The 20,110-nt window shown below is 73.7% G+C and carries 21 protein-coding genes and 1 pseudogene; 10 read left to right on the forward strand and 12 right to left on the reverse strand.

The features are described from left to right. The first annotated feature begins 201 nt into the window (after nucleotides 1-201). Complete coding sequence (locus tag B4U46_RS02445) at nucleotides 202-615, forward strand: rodlin (RefSeq protein WP_079423620.1); 414 nt, start codon at nucleotides 202-204, stop codon at nucleotides 613-615. 74 nt (nucleotides 616-689) lie between these two features. Here B4U46_RS02445 and B4U46_RS02450 read toward each other — a convergent pair whose 3' ends face one another. Together B4U46_RS02450 and B4U46_RS02455 are read right to left on the reverse strand one after the other, a co-directional pair. Then, nucleotides 690-1,886 (reverse strand): cytochrome P450, encoded by a 1,197-nt coding sequence (locus B4U46_RS02450; RefSeq protein WP_079423622.1) that lies wholly within the window; start codon nucleotides 1,884-1,886, stop codon nucleotides 690-692. Further along, nucleotides 1,883-2,593: a tRNA-dependent cyclodipeptide synthase gene (locus B4U46_RS02455; RefSeq protein ID WP_079423624.1), complete on the reverse strand. Its 711-nt coding sequence runs from the start codon at nucleotides 2,591-2,593 to the stop codon at nucleotides 1,883-1,885. The genes B4U46_RS02450 and B4U46_RS02455 overlap by 4 nt, the downstream gene beginning before the upstream one ends. Nucleotides 2,594-3,363: 770 nt before the next feature. Between B4U46_RS02455 and B4U46_RS02460 the strand changes: the two genes are divergently transcribed. Further along, entirely contained in the window at nucleotides 3,364-3,789 is a 426-nt protein-coding gene (locus tag B4U46_RS02460) for a DUF4232 domain-containing protein (protein ID WP_237293264.1), read from the forward strand. 57 nt (nucleotides 3,790-3,846) lie between these two features. Here B4U46_RS02460 and B4U46_RS02465 read toward each other — a convergent pair whose 3' ends face one another. After that, nucleotides 3,847-4,560, reverse strand: coding sequence for a hypothetical protein (locus B4U46_RS02465; protein WP_079423627.1), 714 nt, complete (start codon nucleotides 4,558-4,560; stop codon nucleotides 3,847-3,849). Between the two features lie 201 nt (nucleotides 4,561-4,761). Here B4U46_RS02465 and B4U46_RS02470 point away from each other — a divergent pair, with 201 nt between their 5' ends. Continuing rightward, entirely contained in the window at nucleotides 4,762-5,730 is a 969-nt protein-coding gene (locus B4U46_RS02470) for an SMP-30/gluconolactonase/LRE family protein (RefSeq protein WP_079423630.1), read from the forward strand. Here the strand turns inward: B4U46_RS02470 and B4U46_RS02475 are convergent. After that, a complete protein-coding gene (locus B4U46_RS02475; protein WP_079423633.1) occupies nucleotides 5,688-6,176 on the reverse strand; it encodes a DUF4440 domain-containing protein in 489 nt (162 codons plus the stop codon). The two genes, B4U46_RS02470 and B4U46_RS02475, sit on opposite strands and share 43 nt — an antisense overlap. Nucleotides 6,177-6,342: 166 nt before the next feature. Here B4U46_RS02475 and B4U46_RS02480 point away from each other — a divergent pair, with 166 nt between their 5' ends. Beyond that, entirely contained in the window at nucleotides 6,343-7,692 is a 1,350-nt protein-coding gene (locus B4U46_RS02480; RefSeq protein ID WP_167747558.1) for a cytochrome P450, read from the forward strand. A gap of 91 nt (nucleotides 7,693-7,783) precedes the next feature. On the opposite strand, the gene B4U46_RS02485 is transcribed toward B4U46_RS02480, so the two are convergent. Beyond that, nucleotides 7,784-9,220, reverse strand: coding sequence for an amidase (locus B4U46_RS02485; RefSeq protein WP_079423635.1), 1,437 nt, complete (start codon nucleotides 9,218-9,220; stop codon nucleotides 7,784-7,786). Nucleotides 9,221-9,353: 133 nt separating this feature from the next. Between B4U46_RS02485 and B4U46_RS02490 the strand changes: the two genes are divergently transcribed. From B4U46_RS02490 to B4U46_RS02500, 3 genes are all read left to right on the forward strand, one after another. After that, nucleotides 9,354-10,016 carry a TetR/AcrR family transcriptional regulator gene (locus B4U46_RS02490; protein ID WP_079423637.1) on the forward strand — a complete coding sequence of 221 codons (663 nt, stop codon included), beginning with the start codon at nucleotides 9,354-9,356 and terminating at the stop codon, nucleotides 10,014-10,016. A 47-nt stretch (nucleotides 10,017-10,063) separates the two neighbouring features. Next, nucleotides 10,064-10,849 (forward strand): maleylpyruvate isomerase family mycothiol-dependent enzyme, encoded by a 786-nt coding sequence (locus B4U46_RS02495; RefSeq protein ID WP_079423639.1) that lies wholly within the window; start codon nucleotides 10,064-10,066, stop codon nucleotides 10,847-10,849. Between the two features lie 240 nt (nucleotides 10,850-11,089). Continuing rightward, nucleotides 11,090-11,515: a DUF5133 domain-containing protein gene (locus B4U46_RS02500; RefSeq protein WP_079423641.1), complete on the forward strand. Its 426-nt coding sequence runs from the start codon at nucleotides 11,090-11,092 to the stop codon at nucleotides 11,513-11,515. A 43-nt stretch (nucleotides 11,516-11,558) separates the two neighbouring features. Here B4U46_RS02500 and B4U46_RS02505 read toward each other — a convergent pair whose 3' ends face one another. Beyond that, nucleotides 11,559-12,767, reverse strand: a complete 1,209-nt coding sequence (locus tag B4U46_RS02505) for a cytochrome P450 family protein (protein WP_079423643.1) — start codon at nucleotides 12,765-12,767, stop codon at nucleotides 11,559-11,561. A gap of 157 nt (nucleotides 12,768-12,924) precedes the next feature. Continuing rightward, entirely contained in the window at nucleotides 12,925-13,326 is a 402-nt protein-coding gene (locus tag B4U46_RS02510; RefSeq protein ID WP_079431517.1) for a ribonuclease domain-containing protein, read from the reverse strand. Between the two features lie 228 nt (nucleotides 13,327-13,554). Between B4U46_RS02510 and B4U46_RS38815 the strand changes: the two genes are divergently transcribed. Next, entirely contained in the window at nucleotides 13,555-14,010 is a 456-nt protein-coding gene (locus B4U46_RS38815; protein WP_079423645.1) for a zinc-binding dehydrogenase, read from the forward strand. Nucleotides 14,011-14,071: 61 nt separating this feature from the next. After that, nucleotides 14,072-14,428 (forward strand): hypothetical protein, encoded by a 357-nt coding sequence (locus B4U46_RS38820; protein ID WP_079423648.1) that lies wholly within the window; start codon nucleotides 14,072-14,074, stop codon nucleotides 14,426-14,428. Between the two features lie 176 nt (nucleotides 14,429-14,604). On the opposite strand, the gene B4U46_RS02525 is transcribed toward B4U46_RS38820, so the two are convergent. From B4U46_RS02525 to B4U46_RS02535, 3 genes and pseudogenes are all read right to left on the reverse strand, one after another. Next, entirely contained in the window at nucleotides 14,605-15,066 is a 462-nt protein-coding gene (locus tag B4U46_RS02525) for a MarR family winged helix-turn-helix transcriptional regulator (protein ID WP_079423651.1), read from the reverse strand. A gap of 81 nt (nucleotides 15,067-15,147) precedes the next feature. Continuing rightward, nucleotides 15,148-16,118: pseudogene (locus B4U46_RS02530) on the reverse strand (MASE1 domain-containing protein). A gap of 58 nt (nucleotides 16,119-16,176) precedes the next feature. Further along, nucleotides 16,177-16,998: a PP2C family protein-serine/threonine phosphatase gene (locus tag B4U46_RS02535; RefSeq protein WP_237293265.1), complete on the reverse strand. Its 822-nt coding sequence runs from the start codon at nucleotides 16,996-16,998 to the stop codon at nucleotides 16,177-16,179. Nucleotides 16,999-17,584: 586 nt separating this feature from the next. Between B4U46_RS02535 and B4U46_RS02540 the strand changes: the two genes are divergently transcribed. Then, entirely contained in the window at nucleotides 17,585-18,688 is a 1,104-nt protein-coding gene (locus B4U46_RS02540) for a serine hydrolase domain-containing protein (RefSeq protein WP_079423653.1), read from the forward strand. A 25-nt stretch (nucleotides 18,689-18,713) separates the two neighbouring features. Here B4U46_RS02540 and B4U46_RS02545 read toward each other — a convergent pair whose 3' ends face one another. Together B4U46_RS02545 and B4U46_RS02550 are read right to left on the reverse strand one after the other, a co-directional pair. Further along, nucleotides 18,714-19,403, reverse strand: coding sequence for a phosphatase PAP2 family protein (locus B4U46_RS02545; protein WP_079423655.1), 690 nt, complete (start codon nucleotides 19,401-19,403; stop codon nucleotides 18,714-18,716). A gap of 139 nt (nucleotides 19,404-19,542) precedes the next feature. Continuing rightward, entirely contained in the window at nucleotides 19,543-20,067 is a 525-nt protein-coding gene (locus B4U46_RS02550; RefSeq protein ID WP_079423657.1) for a GNAT family N-acetyltransferase, read from the reverse strand. Nucleotides 20,068-20,110 lie beyond the last annotated feature (43 nt).

Below are 20,110 nucleotides of genomic sequence, written 5' to 3' on the forward strand. Positions count from 1 at the left end.
CTCCCCGCGGGCGCCGCATGGCCGCAATGACGCTTCCCCGTCACATTCGGACACAGGCCCGAAGGGGGGCTTCCACCGCCGGCCGAAGCCGCGACCGGCGATCGGGTGACCTTGCGTCACCCCGTCGGGCGTACCCCCGTTACCAGGGCGACCTCCCCGTCGGGGGGACGGGTCTTCCGCCAGACAAGGAACCTTTCGAGCATGCTGAAGAAGATGATGGTCACCGCCGTAGCCACCGCCGCCGCGATCGGCGCGGGCGCTGCCGCTGCCGCCCCGGCCATGGCCATCGGCAACGACAACGGGATCAACACCGTCAACGGCAACGACGCCGCCCAGATCTACGGCAACCAGAAGACCGCCGGCGACATGAGCCCCCAGCTCTCCGTGGTCCAGGGCACCCTCAACAAGCCCTGCATCGCCCTGCCGGCGAAGGTCAACGCCCAGTCCGTGGTCGCCCTCGTGGCCAACATCGGCGTCCAGGACATCAACGTCCTGTCCAACCCGCAGGACCAGCAGTGCACCGAGAACTCCACCCAGGCCAAGGGCGACGAGCCGCTCTCGCACATCCTGGACAACATCCCGGTCCTGTCCGGCAACGCCTCCGCCGGCAGCTGAACGGCGAAGGCCCCTCACCCCGGTCCTTCCGGGGTGAGGAGCCTTCGCGTGCCCTCAGCGGGGGCGGCCTGCGGTCACCGCGCCGACGGCTGCCACATCACGGGCAGACGCTCGGGGAGGCGCTTCATGAAGCCGGTGCGCCACACGAGCTGTTCGACGGGGACGGCCAGCCGCAGCCGGGGCATCGCCGCGAGGACGGCGCGCAGGCCGATCTCGGCGTGCTTCTTGCCGAGGGCCGTGGCCGGGCAGTAGTGGGAGCCGCCGCCGAAGGAGAAGTGGGCGGAGGAGTTGGCCCGCGTGAAGTCGAGGCGGTGCGGGTCGGGGAACACGGAGGGGTCGAAGTTGGCTCCCTCGGGCAGGACGAGGACCAGCTCGCCCTTCTTCACCTCGACCTCGCCGAGGGTCATGTCCTCCATGGCCAGGCGGGGCAGGCCGTCGCCGATGGACAGGTTGATCCGCAGGAGCTCGTCCACGGCCTGGGGCATCAGCTCGGGGTGGCCGGCCAGGTGGTCGGCCTCCTCGGGGTGGGTGAGGAGGGTGACCAGCGCCATGGCGAGGAAGCCGGCGGTGGAGATGACGCCCGCGCCGAACAGGGTGACGCCGACGGTCGCGAACATCTCGTCGCTGACGTGCTCGTAGCCCTCGGTGCCGCGGAGCTTGGCCAGGTCGCCGATGAGGCCCTGCTCGGTGTCGTCGAGGCGGGCGGTCATGTAGGCGATGTCGCGGTCCCAGTTCAGCCGGGCCGCGGGGATCTCCCGGGGGCTGTTCATGAACGCGATCGGGAGCGACTCCGACAGCAGCGGGGCCGCCTCGTGCGGTATGCCGAGGATCTGGCAGTGCATCGCCTCCGAGAAGGGGTCGGTGAACATGGACCGGATGTCGACGGGGGCTCCGTGCCGCAGCATCCGCTCGACCAGCTCGGCGGCGTGCCCCTCCATCCATTCCTGGAGGCCCGGGGCCTTGGGGTTGATCGCCTTCATCACGGCCTTGCGCAGGCCGGCTCCGGTGATGTTGCCCATGTTGTTGACGACCTCGGGCGGGATCGTCAGCGCGTACTGGCGGGGCGCCCCCGGGTCGGAGGTGTTCTTGAGGCTGAACCGGTCGTCCTCCAGGACCTGCTTGACGAGCTCGTACGAGGAGACCAGCCAGGCCTCGGCGCCGGCGATGGTGCGTACCTTCACCACCGGGGCGAGTTCGCCGATCTGGGCGGGCAGGTGGGTGCCGTCCCACGTGAACGGGAAGTCGAGGATCGGCTCCGCGTGGGTGGTCACAGGTGGTCTCCTTCGGGGGCGGGGGTGACGACGGCGTGGCCCTGGTTGCGGGAGGCCCGCAGTCCGGCGCCGCGCGAGTAGAGCAGGTCCGCCATCGGCAGCGCCTGGTGGTAGCAGTTCAGCGACGAGGGGACGCCGAGGATCGCGGGGGTGTCGAGGAACAGGGGCGCCTCGGCGCACACGTAGTCGAGGCACACCTTCCGCTGGTGCGCGGTGGGCTGCTGGCCGCCGAGCACCTTGGAGGAGAGGAAGATGTCCACGAGTTCGTTCGCGGTCTGGGCGAACGCCGGATCGGTGCCGAGGCGTTCCATCAGGTCCGCGTGCATGCGGTCGTAGGCGGGAATGCCCTGGAGCGAGGACATGGGCCTTCCCCTGAGGCGGGTGCCCGATGGGTCTATGTCGGCCACCGCGTTCGTCACTTTTGCACGTACACCGCGTAGGTTCTTGACCGTTTTACGACGGGCCTCGTCCTCCGGATAGCCCATGGCCACATACATTTCGGCCACGTGCAGATCGGTGTAGATGAGGTCGGCCTGCCGGAAGTTGTCAAGGGCCCATTCTGCGAGGGCGTGCACGCGCTGGGCGGAGAAGTAGGAATTGCCGGGCGAGATTCCGATGACGGCGTGGTCGCCCTCACCGGCGATGACCTGGCAGTGCGGGGTGTAGGGGTCAACGCGGAAGGCGCTGGTCCGTGTTGCTGTTGTCATGGGAGTGGTCACGTCCCTGTCGCCGCGATTCCCCGATCGGACCCCGTGTCCCGGGTGCGGCGGCGACGTTCAGAACCTATCCGCAAAGCACGGCTCCGGTTGGATTACCGCACAGTTCGTCTCGGCTTCTGGACGGACATGTTGCCCGAGTCAACAGCCGTGGCCTGTGGGATTGTTGTTCTGCCCCGCAAGGTGGCGATCAGATGGCTTCACTGGCTCATTGCCGCCTTTCCCCTACAAGATCGCCCGATGGGTCACATGTTCCGAGTGGCCGGAACCGGGGGCCGAAAAGAATCCCCGCACCGGTCCCTGCCGGACGGATCGCCCGCACGGTGCCACGTATGTCCAGGTCATGTCACGGAACCGCCACAGCGGCGCGCCCGCGCAACCCGGACGGGGTGTGAGGCGTGACCCTGTACGCGAGTGCCGGCGCGGGACCGGTCGTGAGAACAACGGGAGCACCCCATGCAGTACGCAGCAGGCCTTCGGCGCACCGCCACGGCACTGGCGGCGGCCGCGGCGGCCACCGCCCTGATGACGGGCTGCGGCCCGGCCGGGGACTCGGGCGCGGCCGCCCAGGCCTCCTCCCCGCCGGCGGCCTCGGGAGCGGCCCAGGCGACGCCCGCCGGGGGCGGCACGGGCGGGACCGGGGGTTCGGGGGCCTCCGGCGGCTCGGGGGGATCCTCCGCCGCCGGCGGGGGACGGGCGGCGGCAGTGCGAAGCCGACGGCCTCGGCGCCGGGTTCCGGCGGCAAGGCGAAGGCCTGCACCATCGAGGACGTCCAGGTCTCCCCGGCCCACCAGGCCGACGTCCGCCCGCCCGGCACCGGGACCGGGGCGATGGTCGTCTCGGTGACCAGCCGCTCGAACTGCACCCTGAACGGCTTCCCGCAGGTGGCGGGCGCGGGCAACGGCTCACCCGACAAGAACCTCCCGCTGGCCACCACCAACAGCGGTACGGCCGCCCCCGTGTCGCTCACCCCCGGCGCCCGCGCCTGGACCAAGCTGACCTTCGTCAACGTCCAGGGCGAGGCGGACGGCTACTGCGTGTCCGGCTCCACGCCCGTGGTCTTCCCCACGCTCGTCATCCGTGTCCCGGGCGCGGGCTCGCACCAGATCGCCATGGACGACGGACAGTTCGCCGAGTGCGACAACAAGGTGACGGTCACCCCCTTCTCGCTGACCAAGCCCTCCTGACCGGGCCCTCCTGACCGGGCCCTGCCGTCCCCGGCCGGGCGGGCGCCCGGGGAGGGGTCAGGAGATCCCGTACCACTGGCTGCCCCAGCCGGTGTTGATCGTGCTGGTGGACTGCTCGGCGAGGTTGAGGGCGGGCGGCAGCGAGGTCTGGCCGGTCAGGACCGTGCTGTAGCGCAGGGCCGGGGGCGTCAGACCGGCGTTCACCGAGATGCCGGCGCCGGTCGCCTTCAGGGTGAGGGCGTTGGTGGCCCAGTTCCCGTTCAGCAGGAGGGCGATGAAGTAGGTTCCGGGCGCGGCGGTGAACGGCTTGGTCAGGGGCAGTGGCTTGGCCACCGCGTCGGTCATCAGCTGGGGCGAGATGTCGGCGGTGGACGCCACGAGCTTGCCGGTGGCGTCGTACACGCCGAGGTAGCAGTCGGAGAGCCGGGCGTTCGCGTCGACGCCGGCCAGGCCCAGCCAGATGTTCGACCAGGTGATCTGCTCGCGCAGGCCGATCCGCACCAGGGTGATCCGGCCGCCGACCCCGGCCGCCGACTGGGCGGTGACGTGCCCCGCGTCGTTGGGGTCGCCCGTCCAGGCCAGCAGGTTCTGGTCCTGGGGGCGGGGGCCCTCGTACCCCGAACCGCCGCCCTGCACGGGCGCGGGCGCGGGCGCGGCCGCCGGGGTGCTCGCGGCCGCGTGCGGGCCGCCGTCCGACGAGCTGCACCCCGTCAGGGCGAGGAGTGCCGCGAGGGTGGCGGCGAGGCCGGCTGTGGTGGTACGGGTGCGCATGGTCCCCCCATGTGGTGCGGATGTGCCGGGGTCATCGTCACATGTGCCCCCGTGGACGCGGTCAGCACCCGGTCCGGGTGCCTGCGAGGGGAGGGTTCCGGCCTGTCCGCGGGCGGAGTTGGCCCGGGAACCGGTCGTCGGGCAGGGCGCGCGAGCCGATACTGCACGGGGCGCAGGGCCCACGGCCGGGGAGGGCAACCGATGGGGTGGAACGCGGTGTGGCACGGCGGGGTGCGCCGGCGCGGGCGCGGGATGGCGGCGCTGGCCGCGCTGGGGGCCGGGGTCCTCGTACCCGCCGCACCGGCCGGGGCGGCGCCGCGCTGCGGGCCCCCGGCGGCGGGCGGGCCGGTGCAGGTGGCGCACGTGCCGGACTGGACCGAGTCGATCGCGGTGGACCGGCGGGGCCGGATGTTCGCCACCGCGTACTTCAGCGGCCGCGTCTACCGCATCGACGCCCCGGGCGCCGCCCCCGTCGCGCTCACCGGGGACATCGGCGCCAACGGCGGGATCGTCGTGCGCGAGGACGGCAAGCTGCTCGTGGGCACGGGCAACGACCTCGCGCACTCGCTGACCGGGGACCTGCTGCCCGTCTCGAAGCTGCTGGAGGTGGACCCGGAGACCGGGGCCGTCGGCGTGTACGCCTCGGGGCTCGGCGGGATCGACGGGGTGGCCCTGGCGCCCGACGGGACCGTGTACACGACGACCCTCGGCGGTACGGGCATCGGACGCGTCACCCCGGACGGCCGGGTGGATCCCGCGTGGGCAAGGGTGCCGCGGCCCAACGGGATCGCGGTGTCCCCGGACGGGGCGGAGGTGTACGTCGTCCAGACCACCCTCGCACCCGGGGTGTACCGCATTTCCGTCGGGGACCCGGGGCACCCGCGGCGCTGGGCCTCGGCCACGGGGACCGATGCGGCGGGTCTGCCGGACGGGCTCACCCTCGACGGGCGCGGACGGCCGCTGATCGCCACCCATGCGGCGGGCGAGGTCTGGCGGGTGGAGGACGGGGCGCTGTGCGCCGTCGCAGCCGGCCCGGAGCTGCGGCTGTCCACGCAGCTGGTGTACGGGCGCGGCGGGGAGGGCTTCTCGGCGGGCCGGCTGTACCGGGCGGGGGTCGACGGGGGGATCTACGAGGTGCCGGACGGGGCGGAGGACGCCGCCGGGGGCTGAGCCCGCCCGGGGCCGTCGCCCGTCGGGGCCGGGAGGTCGTCCCAGGCCATCGAGCTCATCCGCCAGCCCGCCGGGGTGCGGACGAACTGGGTGGTCTTGCGGCCCTCGCCCTCGAACCACACTCCGCCGTGGCGGCCGGACTTGCGGTACTCGCTGAAACGGTGGGCGATCGATCCGAAGATCTCGGTGCGTTCGGCCACCTCCCATTCCGAGAAATCCGTCAGCGTGCCGTCGGTGAGGATCCTGCGCCGGGGTTCGATGAAGGAGTCGAGGTCGTGGACGACGGGCTCGCCCCCCAGGTTCTTGATGATCATCCCTTCGGGGATGAACACCTTCCGCACGGCGTCGACGTCGGGTGCTCTGCCGCCGGTGTTGGTGAACGCGCCGAGGAACACCTTCATCAGCTCGTCGAGTTCGCTCTTCACGCCGCAGTCCACGTCGGACACGGTAGTCCCTCCCCAGGTCGTACGCCGCTGTACCCGAAGGATCGTATGCGTCCCCGGCCCGCTCGAGAAGATCCGTACGGCGGGTGGGGGCCCGCCCGCCCGCGTACAGTCCGGGTTGTCCAGCACCTCTCGACGGCCGGGCCGACGGCCGGACAGGAGAAGCCCCGTGCCCACAGACGCCGCTCCCGCGCAGTTCCCCCGGCAGCCGTCCGGACCGGGCGGGGGACCCGCGCCGGTGCCCGTACCCGAACTGGACGCGGCGGCCGTCGAGTCGTGGCGCTCCGGGAAGGGGGAGCTGATCGAGCTGCTGGCGCGGGCGCGCGAGCGGCTCGGCGGGGTCGCCGCGGTCCGGCTGGGGCCCCGGCCCACCGTGCTGGTGACCGGGCCGGAGGCCGTGCAGCACGTGCTGGCGCTGCACCCCGACCGGTACGTCAAGCGCTCCCACCGGGCCCGTCTGCTGATCGGTGACGGGGTGCTCGCCGCGACGGGCGGGGCCTGGAAGCGGCAGCGGCGGCTGCTCCAGTCGCAGTTCACCGGGACGGGGATGCGCCGCTACGAGCAGCGGATCGCCGGGGCGGCCCGGACCGCGGCCGCCCGGTGGGCCGGGTACGCGCGCACCGGGGAGGTCTTCGACGTCGGGGAGGAGATGCGCCGCTTCGCCCTGGACACCATCTGGCGCTCGCTCACCGGCCATGCCCTGGACCCGGCCACCGCCCGCGAACTGGCCTCCGTCGCGGCCGTGGTGGCGGCGCTGCCGACCCTGCCGGCCGATGCCGTGGAGGCGCGGGACTCGGTGGGCGCGGACCTGGCCCGGATCGATGCGGTGGCCCGGGAGGCGGTGGCCGCCGCCCGGCGCGGGGAGGCGGGCCCCGACGGGCCGGGGCTGCTCCAGGTGCTGGTCGACGCCGGCGAGGACCGCCCCGAGTACACCGACGCGCTGGTGCGCGACGAGCTGGTGACGCTGCTGGTGGCCGGGCACGAAACCACGGCCACCACCCTCACCTGGCTGTACCTGCTGCTCGACCGGTACCCGCAGGCCCGCGAGGAGGCGCTGGCCGCCGGAGCGCAGGGCTCACCGGAGCGCAGGGAGGCGGTCCAGGCGCTGGTCAGCGAGACGCTGCGGCTGTACCCGTCGGCCTGGATCCTGCCCCGGTACACGGCGGAGGCCGACACCGTGGCCGGGTACGCGGTGGAGGCGGACAGCGACGTACTGGTCTGCCCGTACCTGACGCACCGTGACCCGGCGCTGTGGCCGGACCCGGAGCGCTTCGACCCGCGGCGCTTCACGGCCGGGGGCGGCCGCCCCGCGCTGACGGGCGCGTACCTGCCTTTCGGGCTCGGCCCCCGGGCCTGCCTGGGCACGCAGTTCGCGCTGCGGGAGTCGACGGTGCTGCTGGAACACCTGCTGCCGCTGCACACCCCGGCCTTCTCCTCGGTCCCGGGCGGGGCCACGTACGGCCTCACGGTCCGCCCCGACGGCCCGACCCCTGCGAGGCTCGCCCCGGCAGGGGGGTAGGGCCTGCCCGGTTGTCAGGGCGGGCCACCGCGCCAGGGCTGCCCAGCGAACGCGATAGTCTCCGGAGCTCGAACACGGTCCTCGCCGTCCGTCAGGACCCGGTGAGGGCGGCCCGGCTTCGGGGGTCGACCGGTGTGAGGACCCCGAGGCGGTCCTCGACGGCCTGGGCGGCGGCCAGGCAGAGGTCTTCCCTGAAGGGCCGCCCGATGATCTGCACCCCCGCGGGGAGCCCGTCGCGCAGGCCGGTGGGGACCGCCGCGGCCGGGACGCCGGCGAAGCTGGTCGCCGTGCACAGGCGCATGCCGGAGGCGACCCGGTCGCGGCCCGCCCGGTCGCGTGACTCCAGCCCGGGCTCGACCGGCGGCTCCGTGAACGAGGGGCCGAGGACCAGCGGGCAGGCGTCGAGGAACTCGGCCCAGGAACGCCGGATGCCCAGCCAGGTGCCCGTGAGCTTCACGAGTTCGGCGGCGGTGGCGGGCGGGGTGCGTTCCATCGCCAGCTGGATGTAGCGGTCCCCGCCCTCCCCCAGCAGGGTGCGGACCGCCGGCCAGGCCGGGGCGAACTCGGTGCAGGTGATGCGGTCGTAGGCGTCGAGGGTCTCCTCCAGGCGCGGTACGTCCGGGACCTCGCACACCTCGTAGCCGGCGTCGGCGAGCGCGGCGGCCGCGTCGGCGACGGCGGCGCGGACCGAGGGGTGGACCCCCCGGCCGCCGGGGTCGGCCACCACGGCGACCTTCACCGGTCCGGGGAGCGGGGGCCCGTAGGCGGGGACGGGGACGGCCCTCGGGTCGCGGGGGTCGGTGCCGGCCAGTGCCTCGTAGGCCAGGCGGAGGTCGGCCACGCTGCGGGCGAACGGGCCGTCGGTGACGAGCGCCTGGGAGGCCGGGCCGGGGTCGTCGGGGCCGAGTACGCGGTGGTCGGCGGGGAAGCGGCCGGTGGTGGGCTTCAGTCCGGCGACCCCGCAGAACTGGGCGGGGACGCGGATGGAGCCGCCGGAGTCGTTGCCGAGGCCGAGGGCGGCCATGCCGGTGGCGACGGCCACGGCGTCGCCGCCACTGGAGCCGCCGGGGGTGCGGGAGGGGTCCCACGGGTTGACCGTGTCGCCGAAGAGCTCGCTGCGGGTGTGCATTCCGGCGAGGACCAGGGTGGGCAGGTTGGCGTGGCCGATGGGGATGGCCCCGGCGGCGCGCAGCCGGGCCACGGGCGGTGCGTCGGCCCGGGCCACCAGGTCGCGGAAGCGGGGGACGCCGAAGGTGGTCGGTACGCCCTCGACGGGGGTGGTCTCCTTCACCGTGAAGGGAACGCCCGCGAGGGGGCCCAGCTCCTCGCCGGCGGCGCGGCGGCGGTCGGTCAGCGCCGCGTCCGCGCGGGCCCGTTCCGCCATCAGCTGCGTGACGGCGTTCACCGTGGGGTTGACCTCGGCGATGCGTTCCAGGTGGCTCTCGACCAGCTCGGCGGCGGACACCTCGCCGCCGCGCACGGCTTGCGCCTGTGCGGCGGCCGTCTTCCGCCACAGTTCTTCCGGCATGGTTCTTCCCTCTCCCGATATCGTTTCGATGCGGTTGCATCGGAACCATCGGAACCTTATACGGGAACCGATGCGCTTGCATCGAATAAGCTGCGGGGTACCGGAGGCGGATGCCGAGAGGGAGGCGAGGGACGTGCCGAAGCAGGTGGACCACGAGGAGCGGCGCCGGCTGATCGCGGGGGCCGTGTGCGGGCTCGCGGACGAGAGCGGGCTGGAGGGCGTGACCCTGCGCGACGTCGCGGGGCGGGCCGGGGTGTCGATGGGGGCCGTGCAGCGCTGTTTCCGCACCCGGGACGAGATGCTCCTGTTCACCCTCGGGCACATCGGCGAACGGATCGGTGAGCGGGTACGGGCCCGCCTCGTGCGCAGCCCGGCCCAGTCGGCCGCGTCCGCGCTGGGGCACGCGGCCACGGAGGTGGCCCTGCTGCGCGAGGAGCACCGTGCGGAGGCCAGGGTCTGGCTCGCGTTCGTCGCCCAGGCGGCGGTCAGCGCACCTCTGGCCGAATCGCTCCGGACGAACTACGCGGAGCTGGAGGCGATGTTCGCCCGCCTCCTCACGGAAGCCGCCGAGGACGCGCCGGCGCCCGTGCCGGCGCCCGTGCCGGCGCCCGTGCCGCCGGACCCCCGCCAGGAGGCCCGCACCCTGCTCGCCCTCGCGGACGGCCTCACCACGCACGTCCTCATCGGGCACCTCACCGCCCGCCAGGCCCGGGACGTCCTGCACGGGCACCTGACCCGGCTGTGGGGGTACGGGGGCGGCGGCGGAGCCGGTGGAGGGACGCCGGCCGGGCTGTGAAAGAGTGCCTGGGGCATCGATCCGATCAGGCCAGAAGGGCTCCCAGCATGAAGACAGCCGACCAGCTCGACCACCGGGCGGCCGTGGCGGCGGAGGCCGCCCGGTTCGTGGACCTGGTCCGGGGTGCCGACATGACGGCCCCCGTGCCCACCTGCCCCGGCTGGGACCTGACGGACCTGACGCGGCACGCCGGAAGCGTGCACCGGTGGTTCTCCGTGCTGCTGCGGCAGCGGATCCAGGCGCCGCCGGCCGGCCGTGACGTGGACCTGCGGCTGCCGGAGCGGGCGGACGGCTACGCCGACTGGCTGGCCGAGGGCGCCGCCGAGGCGGCAGAGGTGTTCGCCGGCACCGACCTGGACGCGCCCATGTGGGTCTGGGGTGCCGACGGCCACGCCCGCTTCTGGGTGCGCCGGATGGCGTTCGAGACCCTGGTCCACCGGGTCGACGCCGAGCGGGCGCTGGGGCTGCCCTCGGCCGTCGACCGCACGCTCGCCCACGACGGCGTGGACGAGTTCCTCGTCAACCTGCCCTACGCCGCGCTCTTCGCGCCGAAGGTGGCCGGTCTGCGCGCAGCGGACCGGACCATCCGCTTCGAGTGCACCGACACGGACGGCTCGTGGCTGGTCCGGCTGCGGCCCGACGGCTTCGGCGTGGTCGCGGACGGCGCAGCGGAGGGGGGCGCGGGCGGGGTCGCCGCCGACGCCGTGGTCCGCGCCCCGGCCGCCGACCTGCTCCTGCTGCTCTACGGCCGCCTGGACCGCTCGGCGGCGACGGTGGAGGCCGGCGGGGACGGGGAGCTGCTGGACCTCTGGTTCGCCAACTCGGAGTTCTGAGCCCCCCGCAGGGCCGGGCACGCGATGCGGATGTCCACCGGGTGTGTCAGCGTGGGAGAGGACACGTCCCGCGAGGGGCGGGCAGGCCTGACGTGCTTCTCGTCGCCGCAGACCGCGGCCTCGGGCTGAAGGGATCCTCTCGTGGCGTCTCCTGGTGATCCGCCGTCCCCCGCCCTCTCCGCCGAGGTCGCTCCCGCACGGGGAGGGCCGCCCGGGGATAGCCCGACCCACACCTGGGCGGTGGGCCTGCTGATGGCGGCGGCCCCGTGCTCGGTGCGCGAGGCGAAACAGATCCTGCTGGCGGCCGCCGAGCTGGCACGTGTAACGGCGGTGGAGGTGGCGGCGGCGATGGTCGCCGGGACCCTGGGGATGCCGATGCCCGTACGGATCGAACGGGCCTTGCGCCGGTCCCTGGAGGCGGCCCGCGCCCCGCACCGCCCGGGCGCGGTCCAGACGGTCGGGATCCGGCCGAGCCGGCTGCGCACCGAGGAGGTCCTGTCCCGGCTGCGCGGCTGCCAGGCCCGCCTGGCGGCCGCGCCCACGGACCCGGGCACCCTGCGGGCGATGGACGACGTCGCCTACACCCTGTGCGTCCTGATGGGCCGTCCCAGCACGCACCAGGCGGTCCTGGCGGCGGAGGAACACCTGTCGGCCGCCCCCGAGTAGGGCCTGTCCCGGGGCCCCGGGAGACGGGGCCCCGGGAAGCACGTCACCAGCGGACGGGCAGCCGCTTCACACCGCGGATCAGCATGCCGGGGACCCAGGGCAGCTTCGCCTCGTCCGCGTCGCCGGTCAGCTCCGGGAAGCGCTCCAGCAGCGAGCGCAGGGCGATGCGGCCCTCCAGCCGGGCCAGGGGGGCGCCGAGGCAGTAGTGCAGCCCGTGCCCGAAGGCGATGTGGCCTCGGGCGTCACGGCGGATGTCGAAGCGGTCCGGGTCCTCGAAGCGGGCCGGGTCGCGGTCGGCGTCGGCCATGGCGATCAGCACGGTGGAGCGCCTGGGGATCACCACTCCGCCCATCTCCACGTCCTCCAGGGCCAGCCGCTCGGTGCAGGTTTCGACCGGGCCGTCGTAGCGGAGCATCTCCTCGATCGCACCGTCGAGCAGACCGAGGTCCGCACGCAGGTCGGCGAGCTGCTCGGGGTGGGCGAACAGGGCCCGCATCCCGTTGCCGATCATGTTGACGGTGGTCTCGTGGCCCGCGATCAGCAGCAGGACGGACATCCCGATCAGCTCGGACGGCGAGAGCCGGTCCCCGCCCTCGTCGACGGCGTGGATCATCGCGCTGAGCAGGTCGTCGCCGGGTTCGGCGCGCTTGGCGTCGATCAGTCCGGTCAGGTACGCGATCATGCCCTCGTAGGCGGCGGCTTCGGCCTCGGGGCTGGTGCGGGCGACCGCTTCGTTGGACCAGGCGCGGAAGGCGTCGCGGTCCAGGCCGGGCACGCCGAGCAGTTCGCAGATGACGGTCATCGGCAGCGGGAAGGCCAGTGCCTCCAGGAGGTCCGCCTGGCGGTCCTCGTTCGCTTCCATGGCGTCGAGCAGTTCGTCGGTGATCTGCTGGAGCCGGGGCGCCAGCGCCTCGATGCGGCGCGGGGTGAACTCCCGGGCCACCAGGCGGCGCAGGCGGGTGTGGTGCGGCGGGTCGGCCATCAGCATGTGGGCCAGCGCCGGATTGTCCTGCTCGACGTTGATGATCTGGCCGATGTCGCCGGAGCGGAGCCAGTCACGGCTCAGCCGCGGGTCGTTGAACGCGGAACGACAGGCCTCATACCCGACGATCAGCCACAACTCCTCGCCGTCCGCCGTGCGGACGTGGTGGACCGGGCCGCGCTCGCGCAGCTGCGCGTAGACGGGGTACGGATCGCGGACGAAGTCCGGGCTCAGTTCCAGCAGATCGACTATTTCGGGCTCGGGCGCCATTTTCGTTCCCCCTGGTTGCACGTGTTGCCTGCTCGGTGACACGTCGATGCGTGTGTACTCCACAGTAGTCGTGGAGTGAACGGCATGGCGGACCGGGCCCTCCCCCGCCGCCGCGGAGAGGGTGAGGAAGGGCCTCAGGGGGTAACCGTTTCTTCGGTCAGCAGCCGAAGTTGACGCGCCGGAAGGTGACGTAGTGGTCGGCGGTGTAGTAGTCCTCCCTGTACTGCTCGCCGGTGACGATCCGTCGGGCCCCGCGCGTCGGCGATCCGGGGGTGATCACCGTGTACTCGTGGTAGTAGCCGGTGGTCTGGGTCGGCAGGACGTGCTCGCGGTTCTGGAAGACGATGCCGTCCTGGGAATACGGGAACGGGCCGCCCTGGTCGATGAGTTCGAGCGTGTCGTACGCCTCGTCGGGCAGGGCGGAGTAACAGACGCTGCCGACCGAGGCGACGGCGGCGGGCGCGGAGGCGGGGGCGGCCGTGGCGGCCTGACCGGTGAACAGGGTGGCGGCGACGGCGGCCGCGGCGGCCAGGGCCACGAAGCGTGGGGGAATCCTCATGCGCCCCACACAACGCGCGTAGAGCCGGGGTCGTCAACGTCAACTCATGGGTGTTCCACGGCTGTTCACCGAGGTGGCACCGGGTGCGGCACGAACTGCCCCGGTCCTTAAAGCGCCGTTCCCCGAGGGGACCGTTCCATTTGAGAGCGCCGGCCGCCAGGGCCCGTCCGGCGCGGTCACGACGGCACGCAGGAGGCCGGGGGAAGACCCTCTCCGGCTCTTCCTCCCGTGAGGCGGCGCCCTCACCGGGGGCCGGGAGCGGAGTTCGTCTTCGACGCCGTCGCGGCACCCGGCGTCCTGGAGCCGGGCAGGGCGGTGGCCCCGGGCGGCATCCTGCTGATGCACAGGGCGCCGAGCGGCGAGCCGACCCCGTGCCCGGGGTTCGAACTCGGGATGCCCGCGCTGAACATGAGGACCTTCACCGCCCAGGAGATCACCACCGATCCCGGGCGGCTGCGCCGGGCGGAGGCCTTCGTCACCTCGGGGCTGCGCGACGGCTCGTCCGAGCCGGTCGTGGACCGGGTGTTCGGCCTGGACGAGATCGTGGAGGCGCACCGCTCCATGGAGGCGGGGCTCCCCGGTGGGGAAGATCGTCGTCGCCGTACGGCCCTGGGCACGTCGGGGCCGCCCGGACGGGCCGGCCCCGACGTGCATCACTGCCGGCGCGCGTCACCGCCCGACTGACGTCGCGAGCCCGACGCGCCTAACTGGCGCTTTCGGTGAAGGTCGCACAAGATCGGGTTTCATGTCCCAGGCCGTGCACGTTCAATACACACACCTCCTGCGCACGAGCTCGCTCGATCTCTGGAAGCGGCTCAGGCGCCTCCTCGAAAATCAGGGGCTCGACCCGGCTACGACCGTGCTGGTCAATCTCTTCCGCGATGGCGGCGACCACGAGTCCGGACAGTGCATCGACGGGGACGGCCGTGTCTACTGCTTCGACGTCGCCTACGACCTTGATACGCCGAAGTCAGCGGGCAAGGCCGTCCTCCGTCACTGGACGGACATCACCGATACGTGGCAAAGGGATCCGCTCCACGACGAGATTGCCGATGCCTTCATCTGGCGACCTGTAGCGCGCAGGACCGTCCTACCTGGCTGACCGCAGCTACGCGCAACGAAGATGATTGCGGCCGAAGTCTCCGGATCCCCTGCCCGCCGCCCTGCGGGGCATGACCTCCGTCGGCGGCACCACCCGCCGGAACAGCTGCCCCAACCCGCCAGCCTAAACGCCGGCGGCCATCGCCGTACGGCGGGCGGGCAGGGGGCTGCGGGCGGTCAGGGGGTGGTGGTGGCGGGGGTCTCGGGGAGGCCGGTGCCGCCCAGGCGGGTGAGCAGGGCGCTCAGTTCCGCGATGTCGGCGCCGGCCCATTCCGGTGCCGCGAAGACGTCGGCGGCCACCTGTTCCGCGGCCTTGAGGGCGTCGGCCAGGCGCTCGCGCCCGGCGTCCGTGAGGGCCGCGTAGGCCACGCGGGCGTCACGGGCGTCGGCCTCGCGCACCACCAGGCCGATCCGCTCCAGGGGCGCCAGCCCGCGGGTCACGCCCGAGGCGGTGAGCCCGAGGGCCCCGGCGAGGTCCACCCGCCGCATCCGGCCACCCTCGGCCCGCCCCAGGTGCAGCAGCACCAGGAAGTCGGCCAGGCTGACCCCGAACAGGGCCCCCAGCCGGGAGTCGAACCGCCGCACGAGGGCGGTCTGGGCCTTCACCAAGCGCAGGGACACATCCAGCGCATCACTCATTGCTACCTCCTTGACGCCTCAAGGATAGAGGAGAAACTTGAGGAGTCAAGGAGATGTGCAGCAATCGCGCCCGCCCCCGGGTCAGAGCCGGCCCCGCGGGTCCTGGTCCCCGCGCTCCGGGGAGAGCTGGGCGACGACCTCGGCCAGTTCCTCGCAGGCCTCCTCGATCCTCAGCCTGACGTTGTTCTGCTCGGCGACGAGGGCCGCCAGCAGCAGACCGGTCAGCGCGGCCGCGCCGTTGAGGGCCTGGAGGTTGACCATGGTCTCCAGCAGGGTCCGGCCCGCGAACGGTCCGGCGTGGTCGGTCGCCGCCCAGATCGCCAGGACGGAGATGAGCAGGGCGCAGGGCGCCGCCCCCGCCAGCTGGAAGCGCACGGCCGCCCAGATGAGCAGCGGGAAGACCAGGAACAGCACGGACAGGGTGCTGTGCGTGGCGGCCACGGTGGCGGCGGCGGTCGCAACCGTCAGGGCCGCCGCCTCGGCCACCCGCAGGGGATCTCGGGGCAGCGGCGCCCAGTGGAGGGCGAGCAGCAGCGGGGTCACCAGCCACACCCCATGGTGTCCCCCGCCCACCACGCCGACCAGGTGGGCCAGAAGTTGCCCGCCGGCAGGTTGCCGGTGAGCACCAGCGTCCAGGTCCCGGCGGTGGCGCTGATCAGCATCGGCAGCAGCCCGCCCAGGAAGACCAGGGCCAGTCCGTCGCGGAGCCGGTCCAGCTCGGGGCGGAATCCGGCCGCGCGCAGGAGCAGCAGCGCGCACAGCGGAGCCAGGACGTTGCCCGCCACGATGCCCAGGTCGGCGGGGTGGAACGCGGCGAGCTGCTCGATGGCCAGATACGTGCCGACGGCGAGTCCCGGCCAGACCCGCGGGCCGAACCGGAGCAGGGCCGCCAGGGCGATCCCGGTGGGCGGCCACAGCGGGGTGACGACGGCGCCCCCGACGACCACCTGGCGCAGCAGTCCCAGCCAGCCGGTCGCGTAGTAGGCGGCGGCGACGGCGAGGACCAGCAGGAGCGTTCCGCCCGTTCGTCGCCATTGCAGGGTGCGCACCACAGCATCAGACAACAGCCCGGGCGTCCGGTCCGGGCGTGACACGCCCGTCGGCCGCCCCTCAGCCGCCCGTGAGCCACCCCTCAGCCGCCCGCGGCCCGTCCGTCCGGGGGGTCGCCGGGCCGTCGTGGCTGATGACGAGGACCGCCGCGTCGTCGGCGTGGCCGGTGGAGTCGGCCACCTTCATCACCTCGGCCGCCAGCTCGCCGGGATCGCCGCCTGCGCCCTCCCGGACGATCCGCGACACCCGCTCCAGCCCCGCCTCTATCGGGAACGACGGCCCCTCCACCACGCCGTCGGTCAGCAGGACGATGGACCCCGCCGCCGTCAGCCTGCGCCGGGTGACCCCGTATCCCGCGCCCGGGACCAGGCCCAGCGGGGGTCCTCCGGCGTCCTCGGCGATGCCGTGGCGGCCGTCGACGGTGGCCCAGACCGCGGGGACGTGCCCGGCCCGGGCCCCCTGGATTTCGCCGGTGTGCGGGTCGAAGCGCAGCAGGCTGCACGTGGCGAACAGTTCGCAGTCCATGGACAGCAGGACGTCGTTGGCCCGGCCCAGCACCTCCCCCGGGTCCGCCACCACGGCCGACACGGCGCGCAGGCAGACCCGGACCTGGCCCATGAAGGCGGCGGCCGCGACGTCGTGTCCCTGGACGTCGCCGATGGAGAAGGCGAGGGCGCCCTCGGGCAGCCGGAAGCCGTCGTACCAGTCGCCGCCGATGTCCAGGCCGTGCTGGGCGGGCGCGTAGCGGGCCGCGGTCCGCAGCCCCGGCAGGACGGGGAGGGAGGCCGGCAGCATCTCGCGCTGGAGGGCTTCGGCCAGCTCGACCCGGGCGTGGTGCAGCTGGGCGCCCTCCCGCGCCTGGGCGGTGAGCCGCCCCAGCATGGTCAGCAGATCGGCGCTGGCCGGCCGAGGGGGCCGCCGGCGCGGGGTCACGGACCACTCCGGGGTACGTCCATCTGCCTCTCTGCTCCCGCTGTGCGAAAGACCCAGGCACATCATATTTCGGCTCGTCCCCGCCCGCCCGGTGTCACGGCGCCTAGGGCCGGCGGCCCGTCCTGCCCCGGGGCCGCTCCCGGGCGCGCGGCGGGCACCGTCGCGGATCCGGCCGGAGTGGGTGCCGGCACGGGGCGGCCCCGGCCCGGCGCCCGGGGTGCCGTGCCCGGCTCCCCATAGGAACGGACAACGAGTTTCGGCCACCTGAGCAGTGACGGGGCATCAGGCGGGCGCGGCGCCCTCGGTAGGCTCGCGATCACCCTGGCTGACCCCCCGGGCCCGGGAAGGCACCCACCGAGCCGAGGAGCAACGTGCCCCTGTCCGCGAACCGCCGCCCCCTCAACCGCCGTCTGGCCGTCGGCGCCGCCCTGCTGGCCGTGGTCGCGGGCGTGGCGCCCGCCACCGCCGCCCAGGCCGCCACCGCCCCTCCCCCGAGGCGCTGCGCGCCGCCGGGCCCGCCCTGCCTGCGCCCGACATGGAGGCCGTCGACCAGGCGCTGCGCAACACCCTCGCCGCCGGGGCCCCGGGCGCGCTGGCCCGGATCACCGAGGGCGGCCGCGTCGTGAGCGCGACGGAGGGCGTGCGCGACAAGGTCACGGGCGCGGCCATGGACACCCGGGCCCGGTTCCGGATCGGCAGCGTCACCAAGACCTTCTCGACCGTCGTGCTGCTCCAGCTGGTGAACGAGAAGAAGATCGAGCTGGACGCCCCGGTCAACCGCTACCTGCCGGGGCTGCTGCCCGACGACCGGATCACGGTGCGCCACCTGCTGAGCCACCGCAGCGGTCTGGCGGACTACACGAACGCCATGTTCGACAAGACCGTGCCCGGCTTCGAGGCCGTCCGCAACAAGGTGTTCACCTACCGGGGACTGGTGGACCTCTCGCTGGCCGAGCCCAGGACGGCGGAGCCGGGGGCCTCGTACCAGTACTCGAACACCAACTTCGTGGTCGTCGGCATGCTCATCGAGAAGGCCACCGGGCATGCGGTGGCCCAGGAGTACGAGCGCCGCATCATCAAGCCGCTGAAGCTGCGCGACACCTCGTACGTGCACCCCGACACGCGGATCGCGGGGCTGCACACCCACGGCTACCTCACTCCGGACGAGGCAGGCTCCCCGCTGGTCGACTCCACCGAGCAGACCGTGTCCTGGGCCCAGTCGGCGGGCGCGATGATCTCCAGCCCGGCGGACCTCAGCACGTTCATGTCCGCGCTGGCGGGCGGGAAGCTGGTGGCGCCGAAGCTGCTGGACCAGATGCTGACGATGACCCCGGCCGACGCGACGAACACCCGTTTCTACGGGCTGGGCCTGCGCCGCTACGACCTGTCCTGCGGCACCTCGGTGTACGGGCACACGGGCACCGTCCAGGGCTTCTACACCTACGCGTTCACCACCCGCGACGGCAAGCGCAGCATGACGGCGATGGCGAACACCTCGAACCGGGGCGTCGCGAACACGGCCCTCGGCGCGACCCTGGAAGGCGCGTTCTGCGGCAAGAAGCCCGCCGCCGCCGCGAAGGCCCGCGGTTTCGCCTCGGCCCCGGCCGACGTGGACCTGCCGGAGCGCCACGCCCGCTGACGTCCTCCCGCCGGGGGCCCGTCGCCTATGTCCTGGCGGCGGGCCCCCTGCGGTAGGACCGGCGGACGAGGGCGGCGAGGGCCAGCCAGGCGGTGGCGAGGAGCCAGCCGCCGAGCACGTCGGAGGGCCAGTGCACGCCGAGGTAGACCCGGCTCAGGCCCACCGCCGCCCCCCAGAGGACGATCAGCGCGGCGGCGGCGGTCCTGGCCGGGCCCGGCGAGCCGCGCAGGGCCAGCGCCACGAGCAGGAGTCCCGCGGTCAGGGCGCCGGTCGTGGCGTGGCCGGACGGGAAGGACCAGTTCGCGGCATGGGTGGCCCAGTCGGCGGCCGGAGGCCTCGGCCGGGCGACGAGCGACATCAGCGCGCGCCGCACCCCCTGCCCGAGGGCCAGGCACAGCGCGAGCCCGGCCACGGTGGCGAGCCGGTCCCGGACGGCGCGGCCGGCGTAGAGGCCCGCGAGGACGACCAGGGCGTACGGCCAGACCCCGGTACCGGTCGCCGTGACGGCCCGGGCCACGTCCAGGGCGGCGGGCGGGCGGTGTGCCAGGGACCAGGCGTGCGGGCCGGTGTCGAAGGGCAGCGGCCGGGCCGCCGCCAGGATCACCCACAGCGTGAGCAGCGCGAAGGCGGCCGAGGCGGCGAGGGCCGTCCGGGCGGCCGGGGTGAGGCCCCGCAGGCCGGCCGGGGGCCGTCCGTCGGGGGCGGGGCCGTCCATGCGCGCCGCCTCTCGGAATCCTGGCGGGGCGCGGCGGGCGGGGCCCGTCCGGCGCCCCGTCGTACGGGGTCCACCGCACTTTAGTACTGGGCGCGGGTGACGGCCGTGACCGGGGGGACGGGAGAGGGGTGGGTGCCCGTCAGAGGGTGATCCAGTAGCGGCGCTTGGGGCCGATCAGGGTCTCGCGTATGTCCTCCAGGACGCCGCCGGAGCCCTCGATGGTGCGCTCCGAGGGCTCGTTGCCGGGGTCGCAGGTCAGCAGGACCCGGTCCATGCCCATCAGCCGGGCCTCGTAGAGGACCTGGCCCAGCGCCCAGCCGGCCAGGCCGCGCCGGCGCGCCGACGGGCGGACGCTGTAGCCGATGTGGCCGCCGGCGTCGAGGAGGAAGGCGTTGAGGTAGTGGCGCAGGTCGATGGCGCCCAGGTAGGTGTCGCCTTCGGCGATCCACCAGTAGGTGGCGTGGACGCGGCCCTGTTCGACCGCCGTCGTGCGGTCCGCCTGGCGGCGCAGGCGCTCGGTCCAGGCGGCGAACCCCTCGGCGGTCTCCACGTCGTCGTCGGAGCCCAGTCCGGCGCCGTCCATGTGGGGGTCGGCGCCCCATTCCGCCCGCGCGTCGAGCCAGGAGGAGTGCAGGTGGGGAGAGGGGGCGATCAGTTCGGGCATACCCCGACCGTAACAGTGCGGTCGTCGCGGTATTCAGGAGCAT

Source organism: Streptomyces katrae (genome assembly GCF_002028425.1).
Classification (GTDB): domain Bacteria; phylum Actinomycetota; class Actinomycetes; order Streptomycetales; family Streptomycetaceae; genus Streptomyces; species Streptomyces katrae_A.